Genomic DNA, 12,861 nt, shown 5'->3' on the forward strand with positions numbered 1-12,861 from the left:
CTGGCCTGATGGCCTTCGTTCACGGCAAGAACACGTTCATCTCGCTGGGCGGGGATGACCTGTCAGCGTTCACGACCACGAGCCAGTTGGAGAAGACCGCCGACTCGCACGACGTCACCACGTACGGCAAGAAGGCGCACGTCTTCAACGGTGGCCTGCTCAACGGCAGCGGCACCATCTCGGGCATCTACGACAGCACCGCCAGCACCGGCCCGCGCGCCGTCATCAACCCGCTGGTGGGCACCGTCGTGGAGCTGATCCGTCAGCCAGAGGGCGCGGGCACGGGCAAGCCGCAGGACGTCGTGGACGTCCTGGTGACCAAGTACACCGAGACGAACCCGGTCGCCGACATGGTGACGTGGTCGTGCGACCTCCAGTTCAGCGACGAGATCAACTCGGCCGCGCAGCCCGCCTGATCAACCAGGAGACGATCCAGATGGACAAGACCAAGCTGACCGCGCAGACGCTGCCCAGCGGCACCGTCGAGGTCGAGGGGGTCGGAGAGGTCCACGTACGCGGCCTCTCCCGGTTCGAGCTGCTGCTGGCCGGCAAGGTCGGCGGCGACGACGTGGCGCTGATGGAGCGCAAGATGCTGTCCTTCGCCATGACCGACCCGGAGATGACCGAGAAGGACGTGGAGGCGTGGCAGAAGACCTCGCCTGCCGGCCAGATCGCCCCGGTGGTGGCGAAGGTCAACGAGCTGTCCGGTGTGAGCCGGGGCGCGTCCAAGGAGGCGTACAAAAGCCTTCGAGAAGAGTCCTGACCTGGAGTTCGACTTCTTCCTGGCCGAGAAGCTGGGCATGACGGTCGCGGAGATGCGGCACCGGGTTTCCGGTGAGGAGTACGTCGGCTGGACGGTCTACTACGGCCGGAAGGCCCAGCGTGAGCAGATGGCGGGGAGGTGAGCAGTGGAAGCCAAGATCAGCGTCGAGGGCCTGGCGGAGTTCAACCGTGGCCTGCGCAAGCTCGACTCCAACGCGCCGAAGCAGTTGCGCATCGCCCTCAACGAGGCGGCCGAGTTGCTGGTGTCGCGGACGGTGCCGCTGATCCCTCGGGTCACCGGGGCTGCCGCGAAGTCGCTCAAGGCGAAGTCCACCAGGACGTCCGCTCGGGTGTCCGTAGGCGGCCGGCACGCCCCGTACTACCCCTGGCTGGATTTCGGCGGACAGGGACGCCGTGCGGGGCGTCCGGCGGGGCGTCCGTTCATCCGTGAGGGCCGCTACCTCTTCCCGACGCTGGCCAAGCACCGCCCGGAGATCGAGCGGACGTTGCTCACCTCTCTGACGCAGGTTGCGCGCAACTCTGGGCTGGACGTGGACTGATGGCCAACTCAGTGAACCTGGAGTTCGCGGGCGACGCCACGAAGCTGGCGAAGGCGGCGAAGCAGGCCGAGCAGGCGACCGCCGGGGTCGGCAAGGCCGCGACGGACGCCAACGACGACCTCCGCAAGGCAGCGGGCGGCAGCGACGAGTTCACCAGCAAGGTCGGGAGCCTGGGCGCGGCCGTGGACGGCGCGTCGACTGCGATCGGCGACGCCGCTGGCACGTTGCAGGCGTTCGCAGACATCCAGGCCGCCGGGTTCAACAAGACTCAGCGGCTTGAGCGGGCGCTGAACGACATGGCCCAGGCTCAGGAGGACGCCAACCAGGCCATGATCGATGGCAAGCAGGCGACCCTTGACATCGGCCAGGCCCAGATCGACGCCGAGCAGGCCGTGCTTGACCAGGCTGCGGCGCAGAAGGAGTACAACGCAGCGGTCAAGGAGCACGGGGCCGGCAGCGAGGAGGCCAGGCAGGCGGCCCTTGACCTCAAGCAGGCGCAGCAGGACCTCAAGCAGGCAAACCTTGACGTTGACCAGGCCAACGCCGACGCGAACCAGTCAACGATCGACCTCAAGAACGCCCAGTTGGACCTGAACGAGGCGACCAAGGAGGCCAACCCGCCCGAGTTGCAGGAGTGGGCCGACAAGATCAACATGATCGCCCCGATCCTCACGGGGCTGGTCGGTGTCGTCGCCCTGGTCACTGCTGCTCAGTGGGCGTGGAACATCGCGCAGTTGGCCAGCCCGACGACGTGGATCATCCTGGCGATCGTCGCGCTGATCGCCGTGATCGTGCTCATCGCCACGCAGACCACGTGGTTCCAGGACCTCTGGAACGCGGCATGGGGTGGCATCAAGGATGCCGCGTCCGCTGTGGGCTCGTGGATCAAGGACACCCTGTGGGACAAGTGGATCAAGGGTGCCTTCAACTCGATCACGGACAAGGCCGGGGACCTGATCGACTACATGAAGGACATGCCCGACAAGCTCAAGAAGGCATTCTCCAAGGTCACCGACTTCATCTTCGCCCCGTTCAGGGCCGCCTTCAACAAGGTGTCGGACGCCTGGAACTACACGATCGGCAGCCTGTCGTGGAGCGTCCCGGGCTGGATTCCCGGCATCGGCGGCAACAGCATCTCGGTCCCGGACCTGCCCAAGTTCCACTCCGGCGGCATCGTCCCCGGCACTCCCGGCTCCGAAGTGATGGCCGTGCTCCAGGCCGGAGAGCGAGTCACGCCCGTGACCGGCTCGGGCGGCGGCGCGGTGGTGGTCATCGACTCCGCTGGCTCCCGGCTGGACGACCTGCTGCTTGAGGTGCTGCGCAAGGCCGTGAAGACGCGCGGCGGCAACGTCCAGCTCGTGCTCGGCGGTGGAGCATGAGTAAGGCATATAGCTTCAAGGTGGAGCTGTTCCTGGGGTCGCTCGGTTGGGTCGACATCACCGCAGACGTTCGCGGCAGCGTCACCATCACTCGGGGTCGCACCAGCGAGGGCAATCAGGCCGACCCGGGGCGCTGCACGTTCCGCCTGGACAACATCTCCGGCAACTACTCGCCGCGCGACCCGGCTGGCGCGTACTACGGGCTGCTCGGCCGGAACACACTGCTGCGCGTGAGCGCCGGACGGCCCCCGTTGACCGGCCGGTTCTACGGCGAGGTGGTGGCGTGGCCGCCCGGTTGGAGCCTCAACGGCAAGGACCGGTACGTAGACGTCGAGGCCGCTGGAGTCCTGCGCCGACTCGGGCAGGGCCAGTGGCCGAGTAAGTCGGCGCTCCGGCGAGCGATCGAGGACGCCGACGACCGGCCGATCGCGTGGTGGCCGCTGGAGGACGGTCGGTCGGTTGACCGGGCGGCATCCGGGGTGCCGGGCGGCCCGCCGATCGTTGAGCTGGGCCGCCGGTCCGAGACGAGTCACATCGGTGTCGGCGATTTCGACGGGCAGATCGTCTGGGGCGTCGAGGGCAGTCAGGGGGCCGCCTCACTGGTCGGCTTGCAGACCGGGGGTCGGCTGTCCGCGTCCATCCCGGCCAGCACCGCGACGAGCTGGACGTTCGAGTTCGCCATCCGGTTCGACGCGGGCTCCAACCCGGGCGGCAACTTCTCGTTGCCGATGACCCTGCGGTCGAGTGCCGGCTGGGACTGGGCGTTCATGTTTGACCCGGCCGGCACCGTCACGCTCGTCGGCGGCAGCACCGACGCCTCGGTCATCGGCGTGGAACTGGTCGGCCCGCACCCTGGATGGGACGGGTACCTGCATCACATCCGGCTCGACGTCGAGCAGGACGGCGGGACCAGCTTTCATTACCTGTGGGTCGATGGAGTGGTCGTCGCCACCGGCCCCTGGTCCGGTTTCCTCGCCCCGGTGCCGGACCTGGTGCTGCCGAACTTCATGCTGGACAGCAGCGGTTGGGCTCCTTCGCTCGGACACCTGACGCTGTTCGCCCCGCGCGCCGCCTACTACGACTCCATCCGTCCTGGCGCGACCGCAGCCTGGGACAACGAGGCCGCCACCGACCGGCTGGCCCGGCTGTGCGGTGAGGAAGGTATCTCGCTGACCATGTCGTCGGTGGCGGCCGACGCCGTGCAGCGGATGGGCTGGCAGCCGGTGGGGACGTTCGCCGAGTTGCTCGAACAGTGCGTTGCCGTGGACGGCGGCTACCTGCACGAGCGGCGCGACGCGCTCGGCCTCAAGTACCGCCCGCGCGTGAGCCTCTACAACCAGACGCCCGTGCCCATCGCCTATGTTGGCAAGCTGGCACCGCCGTTCGAGCCGGTCGATGATGCCGATGCGGTGCGCAACGACGTCACGGTGAAGCGCACCTCGGGCAGCTCGGCCCGGGTGGTGGAAACCACCGGCAGGCTGGCCGCCTTGCCGCCACCGGCCGGGGTGGGCGTGTACCAGAGCAGCGTCGAGCTGAACCTGGCGAACGACGCTGCTCTGGCTGACCAGGCAGCGTGGCGAGTCCACCTCGGGACCGTGGACCAGCCCCGCTACCCGGCGCTGTCGGTAGAGCTGGCCGCGCCCGCGTGGCGGAACGACCTCGCGGGGACCTCCGCGCTGCTCGGCGTCGACAGCGGTGACGTGATCGAGGTGACCGGGCTGCCGTCGTGGGCGACCGGGGACGCGCGAACCCTGGTGCTCGGCTACACCGAGACGATCAGCGAGTTCACCTGGCGGATCACCTTCAACGGGGTGCCCGCGTCGCCGTGGGATGTCGCCACGGCGGATGGGCTCCAGCGCGCGGCGGCTGATGGGTCAACGCTGTCCGCTGCGCTGACCTCCACGGGGATGTCCCTGGGGCTGGCGTCCACCGTCTGGAACGGACCCTGGACCACCGACCCGACCGACTTCCCGCTGGATGTGCGGGTGGGCGAGGAACGGATTCGCCTGTCGGCCATCAGCGGTGGCAGTAGCCCTCAGACGGCCACGATCACCGCCCGGGGCCTCAACGGTGTGCAGAGGGCGTGGCCGGCCGGCACTGAGGTGGACGTATGGCAGCCGGCGATCGCACCACTATGAGAGGACCATGTTGTGACGATGCCAGTACCGATCGCGTCGGGGATGCGGCTGACCCCCTCCCGGCTGAACCGACCCACCTCGTACAGCGTCCGGTCGACCGCATCGCAAACCGGTGTCGGCACCACCGAAACGCTGTCGTTGACCGTGCCCAGCGTGACGTTCAAGGCCGGGTGGGCGTATGAGGTGCAGATCCGAGGGCTCGTGTACGGCACCGCCGCCGCTCAGGCGCTGTTCCGGGTGCGGAAGACGAACGTTGCAGGCACTGACTGGGGTGAGTTCGGGCGGGTGCGGTGCGAGAGCACCAGCGCGGGCACGAGCGCCATGGCGAACGGGTCGATTGTGCTGCTGCGGTCGGCGACGACGGATCTGACCGCTGCCGTGGCGCTGACGATTGTGGCGTCGTCGGGCACGGTGAACGTGTTCGCTAACGCGGCCTCCCCTCGGTATGTGGTGGTCCGCCCGTGCGGGTTCGCTTCCGAGTACGCCGGCTGCGGCGTGGAGGTGAACTGATGACCCGCGTAATGGGGTGACCGCAGGAGCCCTGACATGTCCGGCGGCGAGGGCTATTGCTGGGCGTCAGCTCTCGTTGCCCCGGATCTGGTACCGGGCGGCGCGACGTGCCCGGTACTCAGCCAGGAGTTCGGCGGCCTCGTCCAGCTTCGGGCAGGGGCCTTCATCGGGACAGGAGGAGCAGGTGTCCCGCTCATGCCAGGTGATGCAGTAGGACGCCTGCTCCACATAGAAGGGAACGCTGGTCAGAGTCCGGGGCTGGTGATCGGGGTACGTACTCATTGCGTGCCCTTCGGGGGAGGAAGAGATGGGCGAGGAGTCGATGGATGTGAACCTGGGGGAGGTCACACGGCGGCTGGACCGGACGGACGAAGAGGTGCGAGGGCTGGGCACCGAGATGCGGGCTGGCTTCCAGTCGCTTGGCGACAAGATGGAGCGCCTAGCCTTCGTGCCGGCGGCGGTCTACGCGGCGGACCGGGCGGCCGATACGGAGCGCGTCCGGCGCTTGGAGGCTGACCTTCACCAAGAGGTGCGCGAGCGCGAGGAGGCGCAGAAGACCTCGGGGAGCAACCGCTGGTCGCTGCTGCTGGCGGGGCTCGGCATCCCGGCCTCCGTGCTGGCCGGAGTGGTTACCTCCCGCTTCACGAACTGAGCGGTACGGCCGCTGGTTGAGGTTCGTGGTCAGCACGGTTGGCCTCCGTCCGTTACCCCCGCGAGGGCCGGGAGCCCCGCTCACCGCCCCCCGCAGGGGATTAGGGGACCGACCCCCAACGGGGGGCGGGGGCCGGTCCGGGTGGGCCTCCTGCCAAGGTGCCCAGCGCCGAATCTGTCATGCCCGGGTATACCCGGTCAAGGGTGGATCGCCGGGTATTACAGGTGATGATTGACGGAGGAGGTAAGGGCATGGTCAACTCGGCGAGTCCTGCCAAGGAGCCAGTCATGCCTGCCCAGACCAAGACCGACAAGCTCATGTCCGCGATCAGGGACCGCATCGCCAAGGGCGAGTTCGGCCCTGGCGACAAGCTGCCCAGTGGCACCGAGATGATCGACCAGTACGGCGTCTCGCGGATCACCGTGCGGATGGCGATGGAGCGATTGAAGGCGTCCGGCGAGGTGGAGTCCATCCCCGGCAGCGGTTACTACGTCTCCGACTGACCGGAGTTACGCCATTCCCCTATCCAGGCGATCCGAATGACCCGGTCGAAGCCGCGCGCCGACAGCGAGCCGGAGTCGAGCCGGCCCCGCAGTTCGGCGGTGACCCGGGCGGGCAGCCGCCACGGCGGTCGGCGCAGGTGCGGGCCGTCCACCTCGGCGTTCACGCGCCGGCCGAGACCGGCCCAGCGGGTGGCCGCCGCCTGCCGGGCCGTTGCCACCCGGGCGGCGACCGTCGCCGACGGCTCGGTGTCGCCCTCGGGTGCCAGCAACTCCGCCGCCCGCACCGGCATCAGCCGAACCTGTACGTCGATCCGGTCGAGCAGCGGCCCGGAGAGCCGGCCCAGGTAGCGGCGGCGGACCAGCGCTGTGCACTCGCAGTGCGCGTCGCCGGACGGCTTCGCACACGGGCACGGATTGGCGGCAAGCACCAGTTGGGTCCGGGCCGGGTACACGGTGCCGCCCCCGCTGCGACTCAGCTGGATGCGACCGTTTTCCAGTGGTTGGCGCAGGGCCTCCAACGCGCCCTTGCTGAACTCGGGGGCCTCGTCCAGGAACAGCACCCCGCGGTGTGCCAGCGACACCGCGCCGGGCCGGGCCAGCCCCGAGCCTCCACCGACCAGCGACGGCACGGTCGCGGTGTGGTGCGGCGCCTGGAACGGCGGGCGACGCAGCAACCGGCCGCCCGGCGGCAGCAGCCCGGCAATCGAGTGCAGCGCCGTGACCTCCAGCGCCGCGTCGTCGTCCAGCTCGGGCAGGATCGACGGCAGCCGTTCGGCCAGCATCGTCTTGCCGGCACCCGGAGGGCCGAGCAGGGCCACGTGGTGCCCGCCGGCGGCGGCGACCTCCAACGCGCGTCGGCCCAGCTGCTGCCCGGCGACATCGGCGAGATCCGGTCCGTCGTCCAGCTGTGCCGGGACGGCCGTCGGAGGCTCGATCAGCGGAGTGCCGTCGCGAACGAAGGCGACCAGCCGGTGCAGGTTGTCCACCGCTCGCACCCGTACTCCCGGGATGACCGCGGCCTCGGCGGCGTTGCCAACCGGCACGATCACCCGCCCGACGCCGGCCTGGGCCGCGGCGGCGACCATCGGGAGCACCCCGCGCACCGGTCGGACCGTCCCGTCGAGCCCCAACTCGCCGAGGACCACGACCCCCTCCAGCGGAAGCAGTGGCAGTTCGCCCGAGCCGCCGAGTAGCGCCGCGGCGATGGCGAGATCGAAGGCCGAGCCGAACTTCGGCAGCGTGGCGGGCAGCAGGTTGAGGGTGATCCGCCGGTTGGGCCAGCGCTGGCCGGAGTTGACCACGGCGGCGCGAACGCGGTCGCGGGCCTCGTACAGGGCGGTGTCCGGTAACCCGGATATCACCACCGCCGGCAGGCCGGCGGACAGGTCGGCCTCCACCTCGACCAGGTGACCGGTCACCCCGACCAAGCCCACACAGAGCACCTTGGCGTAGCTCATGGCGCCGTCACCGATCCTTGGGAGCGCGCATGTCAGAACGCGCCCTTGAGGTGGTCGACCTGCGCCGGGCCGGCGTCGGGCAGCCGCACCGACAGCACGTCGAAACGCACCTCCTCGGCGGTCGTGCCGGTCTCGGTCAGCCAACGGGCGGCGAGCCCGCGCAGCCGGCGGGCCTTGGCCGGAACGACCGCCTCGGCCGGGGTGCCGAAGTCGTCGCCCCGGCGGGTCTTCACCTCGCAGAAGGCGAGCACCGGCCCGTCCCACGCGATGATGTCGATCTCCCCGGCCGCGCAACGCCAGTTTCGGGCGATCGGGCGCAGCCCTGCCTCGGTCAGGTGCCGGGCGGCACACCGCTCGCCGTACGCGCCGACCGCCTGGTTCCGATTCGTCATGGCCGGCACGGTGCCCGCCAGAGTGCGCGTTTCGCGACCCCGGTGACGGCCCAGCTGTGGACGACGGGTGTCCTGTGGACAACCGGACGATCATGCCCGGATGTGCTACGGCGACATCCTGGACAGGTTGTGCCTGCGGTGTCGCTGAGCTGGGGCCGGATGGCGCGCGGGCTGCCGGTCGCATACGGTGCCTGACGTGGACGGACGACGGAGCTTTCCGGAAGATCAGGAGTCGCGCTGGTACCCCGATGAGCGGGGTCGCGGTTACGGCGAGTCGGAGTGGCGCGGCACGGGCGAATCGCGGTACCGGGACACTGAGGTTCCCGAGCAGCGCGGCCCCGACGAGAGCCGCTCCGTCGAGGACACCGGCGTCGGTCGCCGCCGGGAGCCGGACTCCGGTCGCTTCGGCGCCGTCGATGCGAGCGGCCGCTTCGGTACGCCTGAGTCGGACTCGGGTCGGCTGAGCGCTGTGGACGCGGGCCGGTTCGGCGCCCCCGAACCGGACTCGGGCCGCTTCGGTGCCGTGGAAGCCCCGCCTGCTCGGTTCGGCGCGAGTGAGCCCGAATCGGGACGGTTCGGTGCGGTTGACCCGTTGAGCGATGCACGATCGGAAGCGGACGGTTACCGGGCGACCCGCTCGCGGAGGGCTGACCGGGACCCGTCGGAGGTCTCCGGTGAGCTGCCCGGTCGACGGGCCGCCCGCGAGTCGACCGGGCTTGGTTCACCGCTGACCACCGGCCTGCCGGAGGCCACCAGGGACGCCCTGCCGGCGTCCGACACGTCCGCTGCCGCGCTCGCCGACCAGGTGCGTCCCGCCCCGCTGGCTGGCTACCCGATCATCGAGCCGAGCCGGGGCGGTGACACGCCACACCCGCTGGAGATGCCGACCGGCCCGATGCCGGGGATCGGTCCCCGCCCGGACCTGCCCGCGACGGAGCCGTCGACGTACCCCCCGGTGGCTGACGGCGTCTACCGGACCCGCCGGCCGGTGCTGGCCGTACTCTTCGCTCTGCTGGTGTTGATCTTCGAAGTCCCCGCGCTGCGGGTGCTGCTGGCGGGCGTGACCGGCGACCCGGTGGACGCCGGGAACGTGGTGGTGGGTATCGCCCTGGTCGCCGGGCTGCCGATCTTCGCGACCGGGCTCTACGGGCTCCGGACCGGCGGTCTGGCGCTCTCCGACGGTGGTCGGGGGTGGCTCCGCCCGCCCACGGCCTACCTGACGGTCGGGCTGGTGCTCTTCCTCGCGGCCGCGCTCGCTGTCGGCTGACCCGTCGAGCGCCGCCAGCTGTGCGTGGCGCTGCCTGCCGCGTCTTGATCGACTCGGCTTTCAGGAAGTCGCGGTGTCCGGATGGGCGCGAAGCCGCGGTTTCCAGGAAACCGAGTCGATCATCGCCGAACGCGCCGCCCCGCCGTGCGCCCGCCGCGCATCCCGCGCACTTCGCACCCCGGGGCGGCTGAACGGGCGAGGGGCGTACACTGGCCAACTGGCGACCGCCTCGTGCGGTCGACCTCGCGCGCCCTCTTCACGAATCGTCGTGGAGCGACGGCCTCCCTGGTCCCGATCTTGATCGGGTCCACCATGGGTCGGCGACCAGGCGCCAGGACGCCCGGCCACCGGCCGGGCGTGACAACCAGGGATCTTGAGGAGTACCCCAACCATGGCCGTCGTGACCATGCGCCAGCTGCTGGAGAGCGGTGTCCACTTCGGGCACCAGACCCGGCGCTGGAACCCGAAGATGAAGCGCTTCATCATGACCGAGCGCAACGGCATCTACATCATCGACCTGCGCCAGACCCTCGAGTACATCGAGAAGGCGTACGAGTTCGTGCGTGGGACCGTCGCCGAGGGTGGCAGCATCCTGTTCGTCGGCACCAAGAAGCAGGCCCAGGAGGCGATTGCCGAGCAGGCGACCCGGGTCGGCCAGCCGTACGTCAACCACCGCTGGCTCGGTGGCATGCTGACCAACTTCCAGACGGTGTACAAGCGGCTCCAGCGGATGAAGGAGCTGGAGGGCCTGGGTGACCTCAGCGGCACCGCCGCCGGTTACACCAAGAAGGAGACCCTGCAGCTCTCCCGCGAGAAGATCAAGCTGACCCGCACCCTCGGTGGTCTGCGGGACATGCAGAAGCTTCCCGCCGCGGTCTGGATCGTCGACACCAAGAAGGAGCACATCGCCGTCGACGAGGCCCGCAAGCTGGGCATCCCGGTGATCGCGGTGCTGGACACCAACTGTGACCCGGACGAGGTCGACTTCCCGATCCCGGGCAACGACGACGCGATCCGCTCGGCGGAGCTGCTGACCAAGGTCGTCGCCGCTGCCGTCGCGGATGGTCTGATCGCACGTTCCGGCCGTCGCCGGGGCAACGACGAGAAGCCCGAGGGTGTCGCGAGCGACGAGCCGCTGACCGAGTGGGAGCGCGAGCTGCTGGAGCCGAAGAAGGCCGACGAGTCGGCCGCCCCGGCCGCCCCGGCCGAGCAGCCCGCCGCTGCTGCCGCCGAGCAGCCCGCCGCCACCCCGGAGCAGCCGGCGCAGGCCGCCACCGAGCAGCCGGCGGCAGCCACCGCGGAGTGATCGCACCGTCGCTGCCCGCCGTCCGTTTTCGCGAACGGCGGGCAGCGACGGTACGCCGGGCACGATCCGCCCGGATCCGGGTAACCGTCACCTCTGACCATCCACACGCCGTCTCAACACCGAAGAGAGAGCCATGTCCCAAATCACCGCCGCGGACGTCAAGAAGCTCCGCGACCTCACCGGCGCCGGCATGATGGACAGCAAGAAGGCGCTGACCGAGGCCGAGGGCGACTTCGACAAGGCCATCGAGATCCTGCGCGTCAAGGGCGCCAAGGACGTCGGCAAGCGGGCCGGTCGTACGGCCGCCAACGGCCTGGTCGCCCACTCCGGCAAGGCGCTGCTCGAGCTCAACTGCGAGACCGACTTCGTCGCCAAGACCGAGTCGTTCATCGCGCTGGCCCAGCAGCTGGTCGAGCACGGCGAGCGCGCCGGCGTGAACACCGCCGAGGAGCTGCTCGCCACCGAGCTCGACGGCAAGGTCGTCGCGGACCTGATCCAGGAGCAGTCGGCCAAGATCGGCGAGAAGCTGGTGCTCAACCGGTTCGCCCGGGTCGAGGGCACCACCGCCGTCTACCTGCACCGCAAGGCCCAGGACCTGCCGCCGGCCGTTGGTGTGCTGGTGTCGTACACCGGTAAGACCGACGAGGCTGGCGACGCCGACGCCCGTGGTGTGGCCATGCAGATCGCCGCGATGCGGCCGAAGTACCTGACCCGGGACGAGGTTCCGGCTGAGGTCGTCGAGTCCGAGCGGCGCATCGCCGAGCAGACCGCCCGCGAGGAGAACAAGCCCGAGGCGGCCCTGCCGAAGATCATCGAGGGTCGGGTGAACTCGTTCTTCAAGGACTACGTCCTGATCGAGCAGTCGTCCGTCGCTGACAACAAGAAGTCGGTGAAGCAGTTGCTGGCCGAGGCTGGCATCGAGGTCACCCGCTTCGTGCGGTTCGAGGTCGGCCAGGCCTGAGCCGTCACCGGGCGCCGTGGGCGCCCGTGGGCAGAAGACGTCGACGAGGAGGCCGCCGGTGTACGTGACAGGCACCGCGGCCTCCTTGTCACATAGGGTCGGCAGCGGCAGGTTCGCGGTACGCGCCGCACGGGGCGTGCGCGTGGGGAAGGGCGGGGCGGATGACGCAGGTTGTGAGTGACCGGACGCTGGCGGTGGACGATCCGACGGCACCGCCGCCGGGACGGGCCCGCCGGGTGGTGCTGAAGCTCTCCGGTGAGGTGTTCGGCGGCGGCGCGATCGGCGTCGACCCGGACGTCGTCCAGGCCATCGCCCGGCAGATCGCCACCGTGGTCCGTCGCGGCGTGCAGGTCTCCGTGGTGGTAGGCGGCGGCAACTTCTTCCGCGGCGCGGAGCTGCAAAAGCGCGGGATGGACCGGGCCCGCGCCGACTACATGGGCATGCTCGGCACCGTGATGAACTGCCTCGCGTTGCAGGACTTCCTGGAGAAGGAAGGCATCGAGACGCGGGTGCAGAGCGCCATCACGATGGCTCAGGTCGCCGAGCCGTACATCCCCCTGCGGGCGATCCGGCACCTGGAGAAGGGCCGTGTGGTCATCTTCGGCGCCGGCGCCGGGATGCCGTACTTCTCCACCGACACGGTGGCCGCCCAGCGGGCTCTGGAGATCCGGGCCGACGTGGTGCTGATGAGCAAGAACGGCGTGGACGGCGTCTACACCGCCGACCCGCGGATCGACCCCACCGCCAGCAAGCTCGACTCGATCACCTTCTCCGAGGCGCTGCGCCGCAACCTGCGGGTGGCCGACGCGGCGGCGTTCAGCCTCTGCATGGAGAACGGCCTGCCGATGCTGGTCTTCGGCGCGCAGGGTGACGACACCATCATCCGCGCTGTGGGTGGCGACAAGATCGGCACCCTGATCACCGCCTGAGCCCCGCCGGCGGCGACGGCAGCGGCGGTCCTGACGACTTTCAGC

At 69.9% G+C, this 12,861-nt stretch carries 15 protein-coding genes; 12 read left to right on the plus strand and 3 right to left on the minus strand.

What is annotated here, in order from left to right; translation table 11 throughout:
* Positions 1-8 precede the first annotated feature (8 nt).
* The 6 genes from GA0070619_RS03060 (at position 9) to GA0070619_RS03085 (ending at position 5,349) form a co-directional block, all read left to right on the plus strand.
* Positions 9-416: a hypothetical protein gene (locus GA0070619_RS03060; RefSeq protein WP_088946644.1), complete on the plus strand. Its 408-nt coding sequence runs from the start codon at positions 9-11 to the stop codon at positions 414-416.
* Between the two features lie 20 nt (positions 417-436).
* On the plus strand, positions 437-763 hold the full coding sequence (locus GA0070619_RS03065; RefSeq protein ID WP_088946645.1) for a hypothetical protein: 327 nt from the start codon (positions 437-439) through the stop codon (positions 761-763).
* A gap of 145 nt (positions 764-908) precedes the next feature.
* On the plus strand, positions 909-1,322 hold the full coding sequence (locus GA0070619_RS03070; protein ID WP_088946646.1) for an HK97 gp10 family phage protein: 414 nt from the start codon (positions 909-911) through the stop codon (positions 1,320-1,322).
* Entirely contained in the window at positions 1,322-2,701 is a 1,380-nt protein-coding gene (locus tag GA0070619_RS03075; protein WP_088946647.1) for a phage tail family protein, read from the plus strand. The genes GA0070619_RS03070 and GA0070619_RS03075 overlap by 1 nt, the downstream gene beginning before the upstream one ends.
* Positions 2,698-4,839 (plus strand): hypothetical protein, encoded by a 2,142-nt coding sequence (locus tag GA0070619_RS03080; protein ID WP_157743887.1) that lies wholly within the window; start codon positions 2,698-2,700, stop codon positions 4,837-4,839. Before GA0070619_RS03075 ends, GA0070619_RS03080 begins: the two co-directional genes overlap by 4 nt.
* 18 nt (positions 4,840-4,857) lie before the next feature.
* Positions 4,858-5,349, plus strand: coding sequence for a hypothetical protein (locus GA0070619_RS03085; protein WP_157743888.1), 492 nt, complete (start codon positions 4,858-4,860; stop codon positions 5,347-5,349).
* A gap of 66 nt (positions 5,350-5,415) precedes the next feature.
* On the opposite strand, the gene GA0070619_RS03090 is transcribed toward GA0070619_RS03085, so the two are convergent.
* On the minus strand, positions 5,416-5,631 hold the full coding sequence (locus GA0070619_RS03090) for a hypothetical protein (RefSeq protein WP_088946650.1): 216 nt from the start codon (positions 5,629-5,631) through the stop codon (positions 5,416-5,418).
* A 25-nt stretch (positions 5,632-5,656) separates the two neighbouring features.
* On the opposite strand from GA0070619_RS03090, the gene GA0070619_RS03095 reads away from it, so the two are divergent.
* Together GA0070619_RS03095 and GA0070619_RS03100 are read left to right on the plus strand one after the other, a co-directional pair.
* Complete coding sequence (locus GA0070619_RS03095; protein WP_088946651.1) at positions 5,657-6,001, plus strand: hypothetical protein; 345 nt, start codon at positions 5,657-5,659, stop codon at positions 5,999-6,001.
* 287 nt (positions 6,002-6,288) lie between these two features.
* On the plus strand, positions 6,289-6,504 hold the full coding sequence (locus GA0070619_RS03100) for a winged helix-turn-helix domain-containing protein (protein ID WP_157743889.1): 216 nt from the start codon (positions 6,289-6,291) through the stop codon (positions 6,502-6,504).
* Here GA0070619_RS03100 and GA0070619_RS03105 read toward each other — a convergent pair.
* Positions 6,489-7,961 carry a YifB family Mg chelatase-like AAA ATPase gene (locus tag GA0070619_RS03105; RefSeq protein WP_088946653.1) on the minus strand — a complete coding sequence of 491 codons (1,473 nt, stop codon included), beginning with the start codon at positions 7,959-7,961 and terminating at the stop codon, positions 6,489-6,491. The genes GA0070619_RS03100 and GA0070619_RS03105 overlap by 16 nt on opposite strands.
* 32 nt (positions 7,962-7,993) lie before the next feature.
* A complete protein-coding gene (locus tag GA0070619_RS03110) occupies positions 7,994-8,353 on the minus strand; it encodes a YraN family protein (RefSeq protein ID WP_088946654.1) in 360 nt (119 codons plus the stop codon).
* Positions 8,354-8,549: 196 nt separating this feature from the next.
* Here GA0070619_RS03110 and GA0070619_RS03115 point away from each other — a divergent pair, with 196 nt between their 5' ends.
* The 4 genes from GA0070619_RS03115 (at position 8,550) to pyrH (ending at position 12,816) form a co-directional block, all read left to right on the plus strand.
* A complete protein-coding gene (locus GA0070619_RS03115; RefSeq protein ID WP_231927247.1) occupies positions 8,550-9,620 on the plus strand; it encodes a hypothetical protein in 1,071 nt (356 codons plus the stop codon).
* Positions 9,621-10,011: 391 nt separating this feature from the next.
* The gene (gene rpsB / locus GA0070619_RS03120; RefSeq protein WP_088946655.1) at positions 10,012-10,926 is read left to right on the plus strand and encodes a 30S ribosomal protein S2; all 915 of its coding nucleotides are present in this window, start codon (positions 10,012-10,014) and stop codon (positions 10,924-10,926) included.
* Between the two features lie 133 nt (positions 10,927-11,059).
* Positions 11,060-11,887 (plus strand): translation elongation factor Ts, encoded by an 828-nt coding sequence (gene tsf, locus GA0070619_RS03125; RefSeq protein ID WP_088946656.1) that lies wholly within the window; start codon positions 11,060-11,062, stop codon positions 11,885-11,887.
* Positions 11,888-12,048: 161 nt separating this feature from the next.
* A complete protein-coding gene (gene pyrH / locus GA0070619_RS03130; protein WP_088946657.1) occupies positions 12,049-12,816 on the plus strand; it encodes a UMP kinase in 768 nt (255 codons plus the stop codon).
* Positions 12,817-12,861 lie beyond the last annotated feature (45 nt).

Origin of the sequence: Micromonospora zamorensis (assembly GCF_900090275.1) — a bacterium.
Lineage (GTDB): Bacteria > Actinomycetota > Actinomycetes > Mycobacteriales > Micromonosporaceae > Micromonospora > Micromonospora zamorensis.